Source organism: Candidatus Kaelpia aquatica, assembly GCA_030765335.1.
GTDB lineage: Bacteria > Omnitrophota > Gorgyraeia > Kaelpiales > Kaelpiaceae > Kaelpia > Kaelpia aquatica.
Window position 1 is genome coordinate 48,577 of record JAVCCU010000009.1, and the last position, 17,965, is coordinate 66,541.

The following is a 17,965-nucleotide window of genomic DNA, read 5'->3' on the forward strand; positions in this document are numbered from 1 at the left end:
TTAAAAAATCTTATCGCTGAACATCTGACACAGTTGGACCCTGAATACCAGCTAGCAACTCTTCTAGTTTGCCCAATTTGCCTCTAAGCTTATTTATGCTCTCTATGGCTTTATTAAGTTTTATTTCAAGTGAATCTATGTACTCTTCTTTTGATTTGTTAACCTCAAACAATTCATCTTTTCTGATAACAACGTTATCAAGTTTTTCCTGAAAACTCTGGATCTTATCCTCCAGATAAGTACTATTTGTAACAACTGCATGATAGCTTGATTCTAATTTATGGAACTGCCTTGCAATCTCAACCCTCTCTTTCCTCTCCAACAGAGCCCAAGCAAGAACAAGCACTAAAACAAGGATAAGACCGGTATAAACCTTTCTCATTTAAGACCCTCCTGTATTATTTTGCATACTCTTTAATTCTTCTCTGGCGATCCTCTAACGCTTTACCAAGTTCCTCTAAAAATTCGGCCCGAACCTTGGTAAGCTTTTTGGGGAGCACAACTATCTCAACACGTCTGTTCTTCTGTCGACCCTCTTTGGTTTCACTTGAATCAATAGATTGATACTCACCATAACCAGTAGCCTGCACGCGATCGGAGTCTAAACCTTTTTTATCAGTAAAGTAATGCAGCACACTCAACGCTCTGGCTGCGGATAACTCCCAGTTGGATTTCCAAGGTGAATATTTTATAGGAACATTGTCGGTATGACCTTCTATTGAAATCCTTCTATCGGGTACATCTTTTTCAAGGAATACCGCAACCTTATCAAGCATCGCATCTGCCTCAGGCCGCAATTCAGCCTTACCGGAATCAAAGAATACCTCAGCAACAAACCTTAAGACCAAACCTTTCTCTTCTAAAGACAGTTTTACGTCTCTATTGTCTATCTCTTCCCTAAACCTGCTCTCTAAGCTCTCTTTTGCCAACTCTAATTCTCTTATCTCTTGATTTTTTTCAGATTTTAACCTTTCAATCTCAATCCTCAGACGCTGTAGCTCTTTTCTCATAACCTGAACCTTTTCAATCTCACCTGGCGGTGTTTTCTTAAAGGTAAGAGCGCACCCTGAAATTAAAAAACTAACGGCCAATAAAACAACCCAACTCTTTTTAAACATATGACACCTCCTAAGGTTATCTTAAAATTATTACTTTTAAATATTAACACTACTGTTTTTGGTCGTCAAGGAAGTAAGGTTTTATTAAGAATAAGCGCAGCAAATACAATAGACGCCATAGACATTATTTTAATAAGAATATTTATAGACGGGCCGGCGGTATCCTTACAAGGGTCACCCACTGTATCGCCAGCTACAACTGCCTTATGGGCGTCAGAACCCTTGCCTCCAAGGTTGCCCTCTTCAATATATTTCTTTGCATTGTCCCAGCTAGCTCCAGAATTAGACAGCATAATAGCAAGAACAAAGCCGGATACAAGCGACGCGATAAGCAGCCCTATGTTGGCCTCGACTCCAAATAGTATTCCTACCAAAACAGGAGAGAGCAATGCTATGGCAGCTGGCAAGATCATCTGCTTCTGTGACGCTAGAGTCACAATCTCAACGCAACGCGCATAATCAGGCTTGGCTTCACCTTCCATCAAACCTTTTATCTCCCTAAACTGCCTTCTAACTTCAATAACTACTTTTGAAGCAGCACTGCCAACAGCCCTCATCATCAAAGACGAGAACAGAAAAGGAAGCATGCCTCCTATAAATAGGCCTACTATAATTTTGGGGTTTAGCAGTGAAAGATTTAGCTCTGCACCCAAAAACTCAAGTTTATCCTTATAAGTCACAATAAGAGCCAGTGCGGTTAAGGCAGCGGATCCTATCGCAAAACCCTTACCTGTTGCAGCAGTAGTATTACCTAAAGAGTCTAACACATCTGTTCTCTCTCTAACTTCCGGAGGAAGTCCAGCCATCTGAGCATTACCGCCAGCATTATCAGCAACAGGCCCATAAGCATCTGTTGCTAGAGTAATCCCCAGAGTGCTCAACATACCTACTGCAGATATTCCTATACCATATAGTCCAAGATTGAAGTTAGAAAAACCACCTGAAAAATAAAAACTCAAAAGTATAGCTACGGCAACAGTAATTATCGGAATAAGAGTGGAGACCATTCCAACAGAGAGTCCCGAAATTATAACAGTTGCTGGCCCAGTCAAAGCTGATTTAGCTACTGAACGTGTTGGAGAATACCTATGTGAGGTATAAAATTCGGTCGAAAGCCCTATCAAAATACCAGCCAAAAGCCCTGTGATCACCGAATAATAGATACCTAAATACTCAAGCCCTAAAACTCGGGTAATTAAAAAATACCCCATAATTGCAATTAAAATGGCTGAAAGAAAAGTGCTTTTTCTTAAAGCCCAAAGCAATGCAGACTGAGTAGAATTCTCCTTGCTTCTTACGGTGACTATTCCTACTATTGAGGCAATAACGCCCAAAGCAGCTATAGTCATCGGTATTGTAACCCCAGCTACACCCAGTCCAGCTGTAACAGCAAGAGCCATCGTAGCTACAATTGATCCCACATAAGACTCATATAGATCTGCCCCCATACCAGCAACGTCACCAACATTGTCACCTACATTATCTGCTATAACCGCTGGATTTCTAGGGTCATCCTCCGGAATCCCTACTTCTACCTTACCTACTAAATCCGCGCCCACATCTGCTGCCTTAGTATATATCCCCCCGCCAACTCTTGCAAATAACGCATAACAAGATGCACCCATTGCAGAACATAAGAGAGTAGAAGTAATTATCGAAAGCCTCTGTGCAGAATCTATAATAGCTGAAGAAGAAGAATAGAACCAGCTGAGTATAGAATACCAGGCAACCAAATAAAACAACCCTAAACCAACAACTGTAAGCCCCATTACAGAGCCCGATAAAAATGCTACTTTTAGTGCCGAATTTAAACTAGAGCGAGCTGCATTTGCCGTGCGAGCGCTAGAGTTTGTCGCTACTTTCATACCTATAAAGCCGGCCAAACCTGAAAAGAAACCTCCGCTTACAAATGCATAAGGCACAAAAATTCCTATATAACCTTGCTTGACCATCAGCATTAAAAAAGCAAAGGCCAAGAGAAAAAATATTGCTACCGTAGTATATTGCCTCTTTAAATAGGCTCTGGCTCCCTCTCGAACCGCACTAGCAATTTCAATCATCTTTTCGGTTCCTTCATCTTTTCTTAAAATCCAGATTACAATAGCTCCAGAGAAGAGAAGCGCTAAAATAGAACCGAGCGGAGCTAGCCAAAACAACTCTTTCATAATTCCCCCTTAATATTTGAAATAATAATAATTTTACCCCTATTTTTTAAGATAGAACGTCTGAGCTCTCTTAGAGCCCACAGATATAATGGATATTTCAGACTCTATAAGCTCTGATATCCTACCAATATATTTTACTGTATTGACAGGTAATTCGGATAGAGATCGAGCTGCGCTTGTATCCTCGCACCAACCTTCAACCTCTTCGTAAACAGGGATAGCCTCCTGCCAGAAATTAAAATCAGCAAGAGGGTATTGACACGTCTTACCGTTATATCTGTACCCAATACATATCTTTATCTTTTCCATGCTGTCTAAGACATCTAATTTTGTCAAAGCAATCTCATCTATTCCATTTATTTTGACTGCATAATGGACCATGCTAGCATCAAACCAGCCGCACCTTCTAGGCCTTCCAGTAGTAGCACCGAATTCATTGCCTTTAGACCTGATCTTTTCCATTAAATCATCCTCAAACTGAGATGGAAAAGGACCCTCTCCTACACGCGTAGTATAGGCCTTTGCAACCCCGACAACTCTGTCTATCTTGGTAGGACCAACACCGCTGCCTATACAAGCCCCGCCTGAAAGAGTCGAAGACGATGTAACAAAAGGGTAGGTGCCGAAGTCAATATCCAAAAAAGTTCCCTGAGCACCCTCAAAGAGCACGCTCTTACCAGACCTAAAAGCCTCATCAATATAGAGAGCACAGTCTCTTACAAACGGTGCTAATGTCTTTGCATAACCAAGATAATCCTGATAAATTTCATCCAGATCAAAATCTTGATAATTGAAGACTTTTGTCAAAATATTGTTTTTAATTTCAAGATTTATCTTTAATTTTTTACGCAGGGTACCCTCATTTAAAAGATCTATCATTCTGATGCCTAAACGATCAAACTTATCAACATAAGAAGGGCCTATCCCTTTACCAGTAGTACCTATCTTTAAATCACCAAGCTGATTCTCTTTAAGCTTATCCCAAACCCTATGATATGGGAAAACAACATGCGCCCTATCACTTATAATGAGATTTTCCGGTTCAACTTTATAACCTTTAGAGACTATTCCTTCCATCTCCTCTATTAAAACTTTGGGGTCTATAACCACTCCATTGCCTATAACGCAAACTTTATCCCGATGCAATATCCCTGAAGGAATAAGATGAAAGACATATTTATCATCTCCCACAACTACTGTATGACCAGCATTGTTTCCCCCTTGATACCTTACGATCAGATCAACATCCTCGCTTAGCCAGTCTATTATCTTGCCCTTCCCTTCATCTCCCCATTGCGTACCAATCAATATTTTATTCATAGCTCTCCTGTGGTTTAAAAATTTTTAAAGCTGGTAAAATAGGACCTAGAGTTTAATCCCTTTTACGGCACGTATATATTTAAAATCGAGCAGCTCTTTTACAACAGCAGCATCAACAGCTATATCAAGATTCAAAACCATTAAAGCATTACCGCCAAGCTCCTCTCTACCAAACGTCATTCCGGATATATTAACATTATTATTACCAAAGATATTACCTATATGACCTATGACACCAGGCTTATCTTCGTTATATATAACAAGTATATTTCCTACTGGAGGCGCCTCAAGGTAATAACCATCAATATTAACTATTTTGGGATTATTATCACTAAACAGCGTCCCGGCAACCTCTTTTATCTCTTTATTGGTCTGGACAATAACCTGAATTAAATTACTGAAATTATGAACTTTTGAAGATTTAACCTCTTCAATGCTGATCTGCCTCTCTTTTGCAATTATAAGAGCATTCACATAATTTACGGATTCAGCAAGCATTGGAGAAAAGAAACCTTTAAGTATTGCCGAAGAAAGAGAAGTAATATCATATTCCAAAATATCTCCGCTATATTTTATCTCAATCTTCTTAACGTTACCCTCTATGAGCTGACCAAGCAATGAGCCTAATTTTTCAGAAAGATTAAAATAAGGCTTTAAAATCTCAGCCGTCTCAGGCTCAATAAAAGGCATGTTTACAGCATTTCTGACAACATTGTTTATCAATACATCCCGAACCTGCTCTGCAACCTCAACAGCCACATTGAGCTGCGCCTCTTCAGTAGATGCCCCTAAATGAGGAGTGAGAACGACGTTGTCTAACTCAAAAAGCGGACTGCTTTCGGGAGGTTCATTCTCGTAAACATCCAAAGCAGCACCTGCAATATTTTTCTCTGAAAGAGCTTTACATAGAGCCTCTTCATCCACGATACCGCCGCGAGAACAGTTGATAATATATGCTGTATTTTTTACCATCTTCAGCTCTTTATCAGAAAGCATATGATAAGTATTATCAGATAAAGGAATATGAAACGTAATATAGTCCGATCTTTTCAGAAGCTCATCGTACTTAACTAACTCAACCTCAATCTTAGAGGCTATATCTTCAGAGATATAAGGATCAAATGTAAGAACTTTCATTCCAAACCCAATAGCTCGTTTGGCCACCTCTCTCCCTATTCTCCCTAAACCCACAACACCTATAATCTTACCGTGCAGCTCTTTACCCATAAACTTTTTACGTTCCCATTTATTCTCTCTCATCGATAAGCTGGCTTGAGAAATATTTCGAGCCAAAGCTAAGATAAGAGCCATGGTATGCTCTGCAGTCGATATGGTATTACCTAAAGGGGTATTCATCACAATGATTCCCTTTTTAGTCGCAGCATCAACGTCTACATTATCCAATCCAACTCCAGCGCGACCTATAACTTTAAGACTGTCTGCAGCCTCTATAATAGAAGATTTAATCTTTGTTCCGCTGCGGATTACAATACCATCATAACCTTTAATCTCTCTTATAAGTTCATCTTCGCTTAAACCTGTTTTCTTTATAACTTCAATACCTGATTCAGTTAAAATATCAATACCATCCTGAGCTATATTATCACTAACTAAAACCTTAACCACCTTAGGCCTCATCCTTGCAGCTTTTAAGAAACTCTTCTTCTAGTTTTAAAATTCCTGCACCAAGCTTAAACTTGTATCCAAAATGATGCAGCCCAAATTCAATAGCTGCAATACCTGATAGAACATCAAAAAGATTTATATAACCCAGGTGTGCAACCCTGATTATCTTACCCTTTAACTCTGCCTGACCGCCGGCTATACTTATGCCGAACTCTGCACGGATAAACTTGACCATCTCCTCAGAGTCTAAGCTCTCTGGAATTAAAACACTAGTGAGAGTACTGGAGGGACGCTGAGCAAAGACTTTAAGCCCTAAAGACGCAACTGCCTCACGTGTCATAGCAGCAAGATTAGCATGCCTCTTCCAGACATTCTCAATACCCTCATCAAGTATCATCTTAAGGGCTGTCCGTAAAGCTACGATCATATTCACAGCAGGAGTCCAAGGAGTATCAAACTTAGATGCTGACTTACCAGCTTTGATTAAGTCAAAATAATATTTAGGAGAGCTGGAACTCTCTATTAAAGATTGTGCGTCTTTAGATAAACTTATAAAGGCAAGTCCAGGAGGAAGCATCAGACCTTTCTGGGATCCACTAACCACAATATCTAAACCCCAATCATCCATTCTCAGCTCATCAGCCCCTAAACCACTTATAGCATCAACTACAATTAAAGCATTGAACTCTTTGGCTAAGCTAGCCATGCTCCTAATATCATAGTTTACACCTGTAGAGGTTTCACATAGTGTAGTCAAAATAACTTTACGGCTATCGCCTACTTTTAATTTCTCTCTTAGATCATCTAGGTTTAAGGTAACTCCCCATTCTAAATCTAAAACATCATACTCTGCGCCATAGGCCTTAGTTATCTCGGCCCATCTTTCACCAAACTTTCCTCCTACAACAGGTATAAACCTAACGCCGTCCTGCATTAGATTGGCTACTGCAGCCTCCATAACGCCGGTGCCCGAAGAAGAGACAATTAAAACCTGATTTTTGGTTTGAAATATAGTCTTTAAGTCCTCCGAAACCTCTTTAAGTATGGAACGAAATTCATCTGTTCTATGATGAATCGTAGACTCCGCCTGCGAAAGCAAAACTTCCTCGGGAACAGGAGTTGGTCCTGGAGTTAGAAGACTTTTTTTGTAAGGCCTAATCATCTCAAGACCTCTTCTTAGGATTTCTTCTTTTTAGTATAGATAACATTATCTATTATGCCGTAATCCTTTGCTTCTTCTGCGCTCATAAAATAATCTCTATCAGTATCTTTCTTAACTTTATCTATTGATTGAGAAGTATGGAGCGAAATTAACTTATTTATCTCATCTCTTAAGCGAAGTATCTCTTGAGCCTGAATATGAATATCTTCCGCAGCTCCCTGGACACCGCCCCAAGGCTGATGAATCATTATCCTGGAATGCGGCAAAGAGAACCTCTTTCCCTTAGCACCTGCCATAAGCAATAATGCCCCCATGCTGGCCGCCTGCCCTACGCAGTAAGTAGAGATATCGGGCTTTACAAATTGCATTGTATCATAGATTGCCAGTCCGCTCGTAACAGAGCCTCCAGGCGAGTTAATATAAACACTTATATCTTTATCTGCATCCTCAGACTGTAAAAAAAGAACCTGAGCAATGATAAGATTAGCTACATTATCATCGATAGGAGTACCTATAAAAATTATCCTATCTTTTAACAGTCGAGAGTAAATGTCAAATGCACGCTCACCTCTTCCAGTCTTCTCAACTACCATGGGAACAAGGGTCTGAAACTTAGCAGGCATTATTCACCTCCATTTTTAATATTAACTATCTCAGCATGCTGCTTTAAGAATTCTATAACTTTTTTCCTTAATAAGCTAGCTTTTATATTCTCCAACCCATCGTCTTTTTTAAGATTGGATTCCAATTCCTCCAGAGTACTATTTTGACGCTTAGCTAGGGCCTCTAAATGCTCCCTTAACTCTTGATCTGAGATCACTATGCCTTCTTTCTGAGCAATCTCCTTTAAAATAAAATAGACCTTCAGCTCTCTCTGAGCCTCCCTCTGAGCTTCTTTCAATATCATCTCTTTCTGGGTCTCTATATCTTTCTTAGGAAACCCTCTATAGAGCAATCTCATTGCTATATCTTCAGCCGAAACATCCACCTGACGGCTTAGAAGCTGAGGCGGCAACTCCATTTTGGAATTTTCGATAAGCTCAGATATAAGATTTTCCTCTAAGTCGACTTCAGCCTCTCTAGTGCGATGGTTTTGCAGCTCCTCTCTTATAACCTTCTTTAAATCATCGATATTACTATGATTACCGAACTCTTTTGCAAAATCATCATTAAGCTCTGGTTCTTTTTTCTCCTTAACCCCTTTTACATTGATCTTAAAATCGCACTCCTTTCCAGCAATCTTTTTATCTCTATAATCATCAGGCACATTGAGCTTAAACTCTTTGATCTCGCCAGAACTTAACCCTTTAAGATTATCCAGAAGCTCAGGAAAGAGATTCTCTTCATTAAGGTATAACGAAAGGGCCTCTTTTTTATCTAAATCACTATCTTTTGGCTTCATCTCTACGTCTGCTACGACAACATCTTCGAGAGCAGACGGCCTTTGAACATCCAGCCACTGAGTCTTCTCTCTCTTAATATCATCTAAAACCTTATTAATATCTTTGTCCTCTACGCTTGTATCTTTTTTATTCAATTTTATATTCTTATATTTCGACAACTTAACTTTTGGAGCCTCTTCTATCTTCAGCGTAAACTTATACTCACCCTTCTTTCCCTGTTCAACGCTAAGCAATGCTGGGGCCGATATTGGATTCACCCCTGAAGCCTCCATAGCCTTTCTATAAAAAAGAGAGACTACGCTCTCTTCGATATCTTTTTCAATCTCAACGCTATGCTTGGCCAGCACCATCTCTAGCGGAGCCTTACCTTTTCTATAACCAGGAATTGCAACTTTATTTTGCCAGTCAGATTCTACTCTCTTTCTTAAAGCCCCAACTTCTTTAGGATCCAAGTAGACCTCTAAATCGCTCTCAACCGTAGTAATTCTTTTAATCTTTATCTTCATTTTTAAAATCCTTATCCTTATGCCTATGCATTTTTATTCTATCTTCATACCTTAAGACCTGCTGTTTTAAAACATCAAACGATTCATCAACAGCTAAATACATGTCTTCATTTTTTTCCTTAACCTTAAAGTGGGCCTTCTTGAGATCCATATTGACCTCGACAGCAGAGAGATGCTTTTCAATCTCTAATACCACGTGGACATTTATTATATCATCAACATATTTATCTAAATAGTCGATCTTGCCCTCAATGTAAGACCTTAAAGCATCAGTTATATCAAAATGTCTACCTGTTATTGTTGTTTTCAAACTATACCCCCTTTAATTTTTTACATCTTAAACCTTTCTCCAAGGTAGACTTTTTTTGCTTTATCATCGTTAATCAAATGATCTGCATCACCTGAAAGGAGAACACTGCCTTCAGAGACTATGTAAGCCCTGTCCGTTATCGCTAAAGTCTCTCTTACATTGTGGTCGGTCAGTAATATTCCAATACCTTTACTCTTAAGATCTAAAATTATATCCTGACATTCAGCAACAGCTATAGGATCTATTCCGCTAAAAGGTTCGTCTAAGAGCAAGAACAATGGATTTATAGCCAAGGCTCTTGTAATCTCTAGCCGCCTCCTTTCACCGCCAGATAAAGTATAGGCCTTGCTCTTAGCTAAATATGATATCCTTAACTCTTCTAACAACATCTCAAGTCTCAGCTTTCTCTCCTGCGGATGGATGCTTAAAGTCTCCAGCACCGCCATTATATTATCCTTAACACTTAAGTTTCCAAATATAGCCGGCTCCTGTGAAAGATAACCTATCCCTAAGCTTGCTCTTTTATGCATAGGCAGCTTTGTTATATCAACATCTTTAAAGTATACGCTCCCCTTATTAGGAGCAATTAAACCTACGATCATATAAAAAGTTGTGGTCTTACCAGCTCCGTTAGGACCTAGCAGCCCGACTATCTCAGAGCCGGCTACATCAAGTGAGATACCATTTACCACTCTTCTGTTCTTGTACTCTTTTATTAAACCTTTGACCTTTAGCATGTTTTACTCAGGATATATCTCAAGCTTAGGGCGCCCAAGAAGATTAACCTTTCCCTCTTTTAAGTCATATATCGCCTCAGAAGAATAGGTTAGTGAATTGCCGCGTCTAAGTTTAACATTGCCTTTGGCATGAGCCCTGCTAATACCCTTCTCGTCTTTATTGAAATAGATGATCAGCTTATCGCAGAATAGCTCTCCTCTCCTATCTAAAACGTGAACGTTATCGCTGAAAACAGCTATATTTTCGGTGTAATCTATATCTAAAGGACCGTCAGATTTAATTATAATCTGAGGCACAGTTTTAAATTTAACATCTTTTTTAATAACCGCTTTAGTTAATTTTGTATCAACCTCACCGCCTTCACCTGATATCTCGCTATCGTTTTTCACTATTCTCAACCTATCTTCTGTCCAGATAACATCTCTATCCTGATCCCATCGTAATATATCTGTAAAAAGTGTATCTCCTTCTAAGTTTTTTACAACAACACTGCCTGTCAATACTACCTGCCTATTCACTTTATTCAAAAAACCTTTGTCTGCCCGCATATCTACGGGGCCGTTATCGCTATAAAGCCTTGCCTTAATCGACTCCAGAGCTACATCATCCTTGCTTAACTGTGCACTCTCTCCTTCCACTTCCCATTTTTTGTTATTCTGCTTGTCATAGCCTGCTAGAGTAAAATCATTTAAGCTCTCCTCTAACGCATAGGAGCTCCTAGTAAAAAATACCAACAATAAGACTGCAGTTTTTATTAACATTTTAAACCCGCCTATCCTAGCATGGCAACAGGGCCAAGTCAAGCTGGAGATAGATATCCAACATTAAACAATACAATAGAACCAACTAATCCAATATCAGATTGGTAATTGTCTTAGTAATACCATTTATTGCACGCAGCTCTGTTACAACGAACCTCATCAGCTCTTCGTAATTAGAAGCTTTGATCTGGGCTATAACATCCTGCTCGCCAGAGGTTAGGTCTACATCGACTACGTTTTCAAAAGACTTCATTTTTTGGATAACTTCTTTTTCTTCACCCGGCTCTACGTTAATTTTCAAATAAGCTCTGGCCATCTCTCTCTCCTTTTTTAGTTCAAGCTAATCTCTTCTCAATTTAAAGACCCTGTCATGCAAACGAACCCGCTCTTTAACTCCTAGGCCTACAATCTGCCCCGGCAAGATCTCACTGACAATCTGATGTTCAACCTGCATAGAGTTCACATCCATCTCAAAATCGGTTGTATGACCTTTTATTTTAATCCTATCACCAGACTTCAAGCTTTTAGCTGTAATCTCTATAATAGCAGCAGAAGGTTTTGCATAAAAATTTGTAATGATACCTATCTCGATCCATTCTTCAGGCATAAGCTCACCTCCTTAAAAGATACTTTTTCAAAGATAGCTAAGACCTTCACTAAGAGCAGAGGTTATTAAAGCTTTATCTACTAGAGAAGATACTGCCACCAAACCTATGGAACTTGGCAATACAAATCTTAAGGTTCCAAATTTAGCTTTTTTATCATAAAGAATGCTACTCAAAATTTTTTCCTGCTCCATCTTTCTGTTCATCTTGGGCAAAGTCTTAAACTTCAAGATTAAATTTATTATTCTCTTTAAATCATTTTCTTTCAAAACCCCAAGCTTATTAGCAATCAAACTCTCAACAACGAGACCAAAAGATACCGCCTCCCCATGAGATACTCTCTTATACTCAGAGACTGTCTCTATAGCATGGGCTATTGTATGGCCTAAGTTTAAGGCTATCCTTATATCCTCACTGTCATACTCGTCTCTTTCGACAAACGACGTCTTTATTCTGCTGCATCTTAAAACTATCTCACCCCATAAGCCCAGCGAGAAAGAAGATGGGTCTTCATTGCTAGACTCTAATAATTCAAAGAGCTCTACATCTCCCAAGATTCCATATTTTATAATCTCGGATAACCCATTGGAGAATTCTTTAAGAGGCAGGCTCTTTAAGAAATTCAAATCGGATACAACCAGTTTAGGCTGGTAGAAAGCTCCCAGCAGATTCTTACCCCATTTTAAATCTATCGCAACTTTCCCGCCAATACTCGAATCGACTTGAGCAAGAAGAGTAGTCGGGATCTGGATGAAAGGCACGCCTCTCTTGTAAATAGCCGCTAAAAATCCTACCAGGTCACCAACAACTCCTCCTCCAAAAGCTATAAAGAGTACGCTCTCAGCCTTAGAAAACTCAACCGTTGATCTTAGAAGGTCAAAAAGAACCTGCCAAGACTTACTCTTCTCAGAGTCCGCAACTTCCAAGAAAAGGCTCTCTTTGAATACCTCTAAATAAGGCTCTAAGTAACCCTTATAAAGAGAGTATATATTTCTATTGGATACCACAACTGCTAAGTGCTTCTCTAGGTTTAACCTTACAATTTCATCTTTCAGAGATGAGAGCGCTCCCTCTGAAATCAGAATATCATAAGACCTACCCTGTAAATCTAGGTTTATTCTCTCCATTAAAAATATAGACCCGTTTAAGACTTTTCTTTAACAGAACCATCTGCAGGATTATCAGTCTTGCCTTCTGCTGCCTGACCTGCACCCTCAAGTTCTTCTTTCTTAGGCTCTTTCTTAAGAGCCTTCAACCTCGTTCTTTTGTACTTAGGCAGCTTAAATACTTCTAACCCTTCTTCTCCGGACTTCTTTAAAAACATAGCTATCCTCTCAAACCTTTTGAGTACATTTCTATGCTGTAAATCCGAATCTTTAATCTTTAAGCTTGGATGTCTTGACATTACCTACCTCCTTTTAATCCTTTCATAAAAGCATCTTTATATGTTTTCCTTAATTCTACCAACACATTCTGAGCTTTACCCTGCTCGCTGTAATCCCCAACAAAGACAATCTTATACTTACCCTGTTCACGAATGTAAGAAGGAAAGCCCATCTTCTTAAGCTTATCTCTCTCAGCCTCAGCATAGGACATATTTTTGTATGTTACAACCTGTAAAGCAAATATCAGACCCGACAACTCTCTCTTCTTGTCCAACCCATTATCTCTAGGCTCGAAAACAACAGGGCTGGAGTCAGTAGAATCATTTTCGACTGCCTCCTCTTTATCTTCCACCGTTATACTGGAAAGAAGAACATCGGCTTCTTCCTTTGCGCTACTAACTGTTATACCTTTTTTATAACCACCGACATAACTGCCGACCATCAAAAAAAGAAAAACTATAACAGCTGCGCATATCTTCTCTTCGTTTATTCGAATATGCCTCTCCGTTATCAGCTTTAACCTTTTTCTTTTTTTCCGCCTGACAACATTCTTATCAATATCGGAAAATAGATTCTCTTTATAATTTTCCATAGACTAAACTATTCGTGCTTAAAATCGAATTTAAAATCGACCCTTCCTAAGGCCTCATCATTTACATCAAAAGAAGTCTTTATATTAGACATGATCAACTTTACATCTTCGGCTTTTGAGTTGGGCTTAAGAAAACAGAGGTAGCCATCATAGGTAACACCAGGATAGACATAGCCGCCGCTTAGCTCTATAGATTTAAGCAGGGCAAATCTTTTCTTCAAACCCCTGCCGGCCAAACTCTTAGCCATATCCAAAGGGGCTCCATATACCCCAGAAGCTAAAGATGATGTCGATTTCGTAAAATTATACACTGAGCTCTTAGCTTCATAGACCTCTCTGATTCTCTCTGGGCTTATATAGAGATACTGAGTGCCAAGCTCATCCAGCAATACAAAGTCATCGGGATTTATAAATATCCTGGATTCGGATTTATTTTCAATTCTTACTCTCACAACTATCATACCGTCCGGATATGGATTCTTTCCCGCGTAGGATCCATATATTTTTTTATCAAGAAATATATTTTTCAAGTTCTCCTCAGGCAGATACTCTACTGATATCCGTATACCATCCTCTTCCTGCTGCTGCTGAACAGGAGTGAGACCATAAGCCGCCTTCTCAATCTCTTCTACAGGCTCAAGCCTACCTTTAGTCTTCTTCCCGTAGACATAGCCGCCGGCACAGCCTGATATGGCTAAACATAAAAAAATAAGAATAAATCTTTTAATCACGCCCCTCTCCCTCCATAAACTCTTTAACTGCTGCAATAATATGCTTATCTTGCGTATAAGAGTAGACTACCATAGCATAGCTCTTATCTTTGTTTAAAATATTCTTTTCCATAAGATATTCCAGCTGCTTAGCAATGAGGCTCTCTTCCTCGCCTATCCATTTAGCAATACTCTCAGCTGTATCAATAGAGCCGGGGTTGTTGTAATAAAATTTTAGTACTTTTTTCAAGACTGAATCTCTATTGATTGTTTTAAAAAATTTCTTCATCTCTTTTTCTTGACCTCTTCCATCATACGCTGAGATATTCTTTTAATCTTTCCTTTATTAGCGCAAGCGATAAAAGCATCTACAACACCAGGGTCAAACTGCTTGCCTCTCTGTTTCAATATCTCATCCATAGCGGAGCTATAATTCTTAATCTTCTTATAAGGCCTGTGGCAGATCATTGCTTCAAAAGAATCAGCAACAGCTAATATCCTTGCCCCAAGTGGAATCTTATTACCCTTTAGACCTTTGGGGTAGCCCTTTCCATCAAACCTTTCATGGTGATGCAGTATTATAGGCACAGCAGGCTTCAAAGCCTTAACCTTCTTGATTATCTCAGCACCTTTAATTGGATGCTCCTGAACGGAACTATACTCTCTCTCCGTTAAAAGATCAGCCTTCTTAAGTATGTTCTCTGGAACAGCAATCTTTCCGGCATCCAAAAGCAAGGTTGCATATTTTATATACTCCCTCTCTTCTTGGGAAACTCCATATTCATCAGCAATAGCAAGCACTAAATCAATGAAACTCTTTGGGTGAGTGTGGATCTCAGGCGACTTTGCCTCCAAAACATTTGATAGAGACTGTAAACTCTCTATTAAAATCTTATTTTGAGTCTCATATAGTCTAGCATTTTTAATAGCAACAACAGCCTGCTCTGATAAAACAGATAGAATCTCTTTATCATTTAAGTCAAACGGCCTTCCGTTCTGCTTCGACTTTAATCCAATTGCTCCGATAAGATCTTCTTCAATAAGAGGCACCCAGAGCGCATTCTTGCTAAGAACAATGGTTCCAGCCTCTAAAGCTTTACCAATCTTAGAATTAAAAAGATCTATCTTATGAGGTTTCTCTGAAGAATCAACGGAAGCAGCAGTCTTAGGCTTCAAATAGTTTCCGAATCTCAAATATATAGCACAGCTTTTAGCCCGTGTTACCTGAAGACACAACCTTGCAAGACGAGGTAAAAGTTCATCCATATTAAGAGTTGAAGATATTAAGCGATGAACAGTGTGGACCGAAGAGAGAGCAATAGCACGAGGCCGCAGAGTACCATGAACCTTGATCAGCTCCAGCTCTTTTAAGGCTTTCTCTAGAGAGATGGCCAAATAATCCTCAATAAAATCAAGCACTTTCTTGGATAGCTTCCCATTCTCTATAATAAGACAAATATAACCATAATTAGCTCCCCCATGAACAAGGGGGTAGACCCAGATACTCTCCTTAAACTTAGATTTCACCTCTTCAAAACAGCCGCTTCTAGATGCCTGCTGCATCTTGTCTTTTATTCTCTCTACGACTATTTTTTCAATCTTAGTTTTTAGACCATATCCTTTTACTATCTTTTTAAGCTTCTTTAGCAGCTCCTGAATCGGACTCTTCGACTCCGATCTGGAAAAAAGGATCAATGCTGCATTAGAATCTGAAAACTTATCCAGATGGAATTTAAGTCTTTCCAGGTCCCCTCCCTTATCTAGGGCCTCAATAACATTTTTCTCTAAAACTATCTCGCTCATATGCAGTTATTCTACAACAAGAAGCGATCTTTTTCAACAATGGATAAAGCATTTAGAGCACTAAAGAATGGGATATATTTATTTAATAGCTGTATAGATTAAATCAAACCATTTCCAGAGGATCAAACAGCTTGCGATATTCATCTGCAGCAAAACTATCGGTCATAGAGGCTATATAGTCGGATATGGTGCGCTTAAGCCCTTCTTTTTTTATCCTACGCTGAATATCGTCGGGCAACTGAGCAGGTTTTTTATAATAAACATTGAATAACTCTGTTAGAATCCTCCTGGCTTTATCAGACATCCTAACAACCCGATAATGGTGATATAGGTTCTGATAGAGGAAATCTCTTAATGGTTTTCTTCTCTTCTGCATAGTAATGCTAAAAGCTATAAGTCTTTTAGCTGCCCCTCTCACATCTTCTACAGAACGGATTGATTCTAGATTCCTAAATGAATTTTTAATTAAATCCTTAACATCCATATCTATCAGGGACCTGATCACCTGATGCTTTTTAAATCTTGTAGATATATTTGAGTAACGCTTCTTAACTCTCTTCTCCGCCTCTCTCCATAACTCCAGCTTTTTCAAATCCGAAATAGCAATTAAACCTGAAGTTATCCCATCGTCTAAATCGTGACTATCATATGCAATTTCATCCGCAATATTTACAACTTGAGCTTCAAGTGTAGGCTGCTCCTGATTGCAAAACTCGCTTAGGTTTAACTTGTCATATTTTTTAAAGCTCTGAGGGTTTAAATTCTTATACCCGTTATCATAGCGCGTGCTATGTTTTAGAAACCCCTCTCTGACCTCCCAAGTAAGATTTAACCCGTTAAAATCCGGATACCTTAACTCCAAATAATCCACTATCCTCAACCCCTGAAGATTATGATCAAAGCCCCCGACGTCAGCAACTAAGCAATTCAAAGTCTCTTCTCCTGAATGTCCAAAAGGAGTATGGCCAATATCGTGACCTAAGGCGATCGCTTCGACAAGATCTGTATTTAATGATAGAACCCGGGCAACAGAACGTGCAATCTGAGCAACCTCAAGACTATGAGTCAGGCGAGTTCTATAGTAATCGCCTTCATGTATCAAGAAAACCTGAGTTTTATACTCTAAACGCCTAAAAGCAGTAGAATGTATAACCCTATCTCTATCCCTCTGAAAACAAGTTCTATAATCATCTTCGGCTTCGCTATGTTTTCTACCCCTACTAAGCGAGCTTTTAAAAGCATAGGATGCTAATATTTTATTCTCTAAGTTTTGGTACTCTTTTCTATTCATCTCATTTTAGCAGCTGGTATAAATCGTTTAAAGATTGAGATAAAACGTTGGTATCGGATAGAATTGACATAAAGCTTGTATCTCCAACCCAGCGAGGCACAATATGAAAATGGATATGATTTTTTATTCCAGCTCCTGCTGCTGCACCGATATTCAACCCGATATTAAAACCTTCAGGATTTAATCTTTCTTGCAGCCTCTCCTTAAAATCCTTGATCAACTTAAAAATCTCACTCAATTCAGAATCATCCAAATCGCTAAGATCTGAAACATGCCTACGAGGAGCAATCATCAGATGGCCGTTGTTGTAGGGATATATATTAAGCAAGACAAAGGAGTGCTTACCTCTTGATAAAACATAATTAACTTCATCGTCCCTGCTCTTTAATTTTTTGCAAAATATACAATCTTTATCCTTATCAGGATTTAAAATATATTCCATCCTCCATGGAGCCCAAATATTCTTCATA

General features: G+C 39.0%; 21 protein-coding genes. All 21 read right to left on the minus strand.

All coding sequences use genetic code 11. The features are described 5' to 3' along the window. Window positions 1–10: 10 nt before the first annotated feature. Window positions 11–382 (minus strand): hypothetical protein, encoded by a 372-nt coding sequence (locus tag P9X27_01505; protein MDP8253058.1) that lies wholly within the window; start codon window positions 380–382, stop codon window positions 11–13. A gap of 16 nt (window positions 383–398) precedes the next feature. Further along, a complete protein-coding gene (locus tag P9X27_01510; protein MDP8253059.1) occupies window positions 399–1,118 on the minus strand; it encodes a flagellar motor protein MotB in 720 nt (239 codons plus the stop codon). 65 nt (window positions 1,119–1,183) lie between these two features. After that, entirely contained in the window at window positions 1,184–3,283 is a 2,100-nt protein-coding gene (locus P9X27_01515; GenBank protein MDP8253060.1) for a sodium-translocating pyrophosphatase, read from the minus strand. A gap of 39 nt (window positions 3,284–3,322) precedes the next feature. Further along, window positions 3,323–4,603 carry an adenylosuccinate synthase gene (locus P9X27_01520; protein MDP8253061.1) on the minus strand — a complete coding sequence of 427 codons (1,281 nt, stop codon included), beginning with the start codon at window positions 4,601–4,603 and terminating at the stop codon, window positions 3,323–3,325. Window positions 4,604–4,648: 45 nt separating this feature from the next. Next, window positions 4,649–6,229 (minus strand): phosphoglycerate dehydrogenase, encoded by a 1,581-nt coding sequence (gene serA, locus P9X27_01525; GenBank protein ID MDP8253062.1) that lies wholly within the window; start codon window positions 6,227–6,229, stop codon window positions 4,649–4,651. A 1-nt stretch (window position 6,230) separates the two neighbouring features. Then, window positions 6,231–7,391 carry an alanine--glyoxylate aminotransferase family protein gene (locus P9X27_01530; GenBank protein ID MDP8253063.1) on the minus strand — a complete coding sequence of 387 codons (1,161 nt, stop codon included), beginning with the start codon at window positions 7,389–7,391 and terminating at the stop codon, window positions 6,231–6,233. Window positions 7,392–7,405: 14 nt separating this feature from the next. Next, entirely contained in the window at window positions 7,406–8,014 is a 609-nt protein-coding gene (clpP, locus tag P9X27_01535) for an ATP-dependent Clp endopeptidase proteolytic subunit ClpP (protein ID MDP8253064.1), read from the minus strand. Next, window positions 8,014–9,300 carry a trigger factor gene (gene tig / locus P9X27_01540; protein MDP8253065.1) on the minus strand — a complete coding sequence of 429 codons (1,287 nt, stop codon included), beginning with the start codon at window positions 9,298–9,300 and terminating at the stop codon, window positions 8,014–8,016. Before tig ends, clpP begins: the two co-directional genes overlap by 1 nt. Beyond that, a complete protein-coding gene (raiA, locus tag P9X27_01545) occupies window positions 9,284–9,610 on the minus strand; it encodes a ribosome-associated translation inhibitor RaiA (protein MDP8253066.1) in 327 nt (108 codons plus the stop codon). Before raiA ends, tig begins: the two co-directional genes overlap by 17 nt. Window positions 9,611–9,630: 20 nt before the next feature. Next, complete coding sequence (gene lptB / locus P9X27_01550) at window positions 9,631–10,347, minus strand: LPS export ABC transporter ATP-binding protein (GenBank protein MDP8253067.1); 717 nt, start codon at window positions 10,345–10,347, stop codon at window positions 9,631–9,633. 3 nt (window positions 10,348–10,350) lie between these two features. Then, window positions 10,351–11,109, minus strand: coding sequence for an LPS export ABC transporter periplasmic protein LptC (gene lptC, locus P9X27_01555; GenBank protein ID MDP8253068.1), 759 nt, complete (start codon window positions 11,107–11,109; stop codon window positions 10,351–10,353). Window positions 11,110–11,194: 85 nt separating this feature from the next. Next, on the minus strand, window positions 11,195–11,425 hold the full coding sequence (locus P9X27_01560) for an Lrp/AsnC ligand binding domain-containing protein (GenBank protein ID MDP8253069.1): 231 nt from the start codon (window positions 11,423–11,425) through the stop codon (window positions 11,195–11,197). Window positions 11,426–11,449: 24 nt separating this feature from the next. Next, window positions 11,450–11,716 carry a translation elongation factor-like protein gene (locus tag P9X27_01565; GenBank protein ID MDP8253070.1) on the minus strand — a complete coding sequence of 89 codons (267 nt, stop codon included), beginning with the start codon at window positions 11,714–11,716 and terminating at the stop codon, window positions 11,450–11,452. 27 nt (window positions 11,717–11,743) lie between these two features. Beyond that, window positions 11,744–12,841, minus strand: a complete 1,098-nt coding sequence (gene aroB / locus P9X27_01570) for a 3-dehydroquinate synthase (GenBank protein MDP8253071.1) — start codon at window positions 12,839–12,841, stop codon at window positions 11,744–11,746. Between the two features lie 17 nt (window positions 12,842–12,858). Continuing rightward, window positions 12,859–13,119 carry a hypothetical protein gene (locus P9X27_01575; GenBank protein ID MDP8253072.1) on the minus strand — a complete coding sequence of 87 codons (261 nt, stop codon included), beginning with the start codon at window positions 13,117–13,119 and terminating at the stop codon, window positions 12,859–12,861. Further along, window positions 13,119–13,691: an SPOR domain-containing protein gene (locus P9X27_01580; GenBank protein ID MDP8253073.1), complete on the minus strand. Its 573-nt coding sequence runs from the start codon at window positions 13,689–13,691 to the stop codon at window positions 13,119–13,121. The genes P9X27_01575 and P9X27_01580 overlap by 1 nt, the downstream gene beginning before the upstream one ends. Window positions 13,692–13,699: 8 nt before the next feature. After that, window positions 13,700–14,422 carry a hypothetical protein gene (locus P9X27_01585; GenBank protein ID MDP8253074.1) on the minus strand — a complete coding sequence of 241 codons (723 nt, stop codon included), beginning with the start codon at window positions 14,420–14,422 and terminating at the stop codon, window positions 13,700–13,702. Beyond that, window positions 14,415–14,690: a hypothetical protein gene (locus P9X27_01590; GenBank protein MDP8253075.1), complete on the minus strand. Its 276-nt coding sequence runs from the start codon at window positions 14,688–14,690 to the stop codon at window positions 14,415–14,417. Before P9X27_01590 ends, P9X27_01585 begins: the two co-directional genes overlap by 8 nt. Next, entirely contained in the window at window positions 14,687–16,204 is a 1,518-nt protein-coding gene (locus P9X27_01595) for an HD domain-containing phosphohydrolase (protein ID MDP8253076.1), read from the minus strand. The genes P9X27_01590 and P9X27_01595 overlap by 4 nt, the downstream gene beginning before the upstream one ends. Before the next feature lie 103 nt (window positions 16,205–16,307). Beyond that, complete coding sequence (locus P9X27_01600) at window positions 16,308–17,495, minus strand: deoxyguanosinetriphosphate triphosphohydrolase (GenBank protein MDP8253077.1); 1,188 nt, start codon at window positions 17,493–17,495, stop codon at window positions 16,308–16,310. A gap of 1 nt (window position 17,496) precedes the next feature. Further along, on the minus strand, window positions 17,497–17,964 hold the full coding sequence (locus P9X27_01605; protein MDP8253078.1) for an HIT domain-containing protein: 468 nt from the start codon (window positions 17,962–17,964) through the stop codon (window positions 17,497–17,499). Window position 17,965 lies beyond the last annotated feature (1 nt).

Bases quoted from the DNA above. Each gene is read 5' to 3' on its own strand.
- P9X27_01505 (MDP8253058.1), bottom strand. From the start codon at position 382: ATGAGAAAGGTTTATACCGGTCTTATCCTTGTTTTAGTGCTTGTTCTT.
- P9X27_01510 (MDP8253059.1), bottom strand. From the start codon at position 1,118: ATGTTTAAAAAGAGTTGGGTTGTTTTATTGGCCGTTAGTTTTTTAATT.
- P9X27_01515 (MDP8253060.1), bottom strand. From the start codon at position 3,283: ATGAAAGAGTTGTTTTGGCTAGCTCCGCTCGGTTCTATTTTAGCGCTT.
- P9X27_01520 (MDP8253061.1), bottom strand. From the start codon at position 4,603: ATGAATAAAATATTGATTGGTACGCAATGGGGAGATGAAGGGAAGGGC.
- P9X27_01530 (MDP8253063.1), bottom strand. From the start codon at position 7,391: ATGATTAGGCCTTACAAAAAAAGTCTTCTAACTCCAGGACCAACTCCT.
- clpP (MDP8253064.1), bottom strand. From the start codon at position 8,014: ATGCCTGCTAAGTTTCAGACCCTTGTTCCCATGGTAGTTGAGAAGACT.
- tig (MDP8253065.1), bottom strand. From the start codon at position 9,300: ATGAAGATAAAGATTAAAAGAATTACTACGGTTGAGAGCGATTTAGAG.
- lptB (MDP8253067.1), bottom strand. From the start codon at position 10,347: ATGCTAAAGGTCAAAGGTTTAATAAAAGAGTACAAGAACAGAAGAGTG.
- lptC (MDP8253068.1), bottom strand. From the start codon at position 11,109: ATGTTAATAAAAACTGCAGTCTTATTGTTGGTATTTTTTACTAGGAGC.
- P9X27_01560 (MDP8253069.1), bottom strand. From the start codon at position 11,425: ATGGCCAGAGCTTATTTGAAAATTAACGTAGAGCCGGGTGAAGAAAAA.
- P9X27_01565 (MDP8253070.1), bottom strand. From the start codon at position 11,716: ATGCCTGAAGAATGGATCGAGATAGGTATCATTACAAATTTTTATGCA.
- aroB (MDP8253071.1), bottom strand. From the start codon at position 12,841: ATGGAGAGAATAAACCTAGATTTACAGGGTAGGTCTTATGATATTCTG.
- P9X27_01575 (MDP8253072.1), bottom strand. From the start codon at position 13,119: ATGTCAAGACATCCAAGCTTAAAGATTAAAGATTCGGATTTACAGCAT.
- P9X27_01580 (MDP8253073.1), bottom strand. From the start codon at position 13,691: ATGGAAAATTATAAAGAGAATCTATTTTCCGATATTGATAAGAATGTT.
- P9X27_01590 (MDP8253075.1), bottom strand. From the start codon at position 14,690: ATGAAGAAATTTTTTAAAACAATCAATAGAGATTCAGTCTTGAAAAAA.
- P9X27_01595 (MDP8253076.1), bottom strand. From the start codon at position 16,204: ATGAGCGAGATAGTTTTAGAGAAAAATGTTATTGAGGCCCTAGATAAG.
- P9X27_01600 (MDP8253077.1), bottom strand. From the start codon at position 17,495: ATGAATAGAAAAGAGTACCAAAACTTAGAGAATAAAATATTAGCATCC.
- P9X27_01605 (MDP8253078.1), bottom strand. From the start codon at position 17,964: ATGAAGAATATTTGGGCTCCATGGAGGATGGAATATATTTTAAATCCT.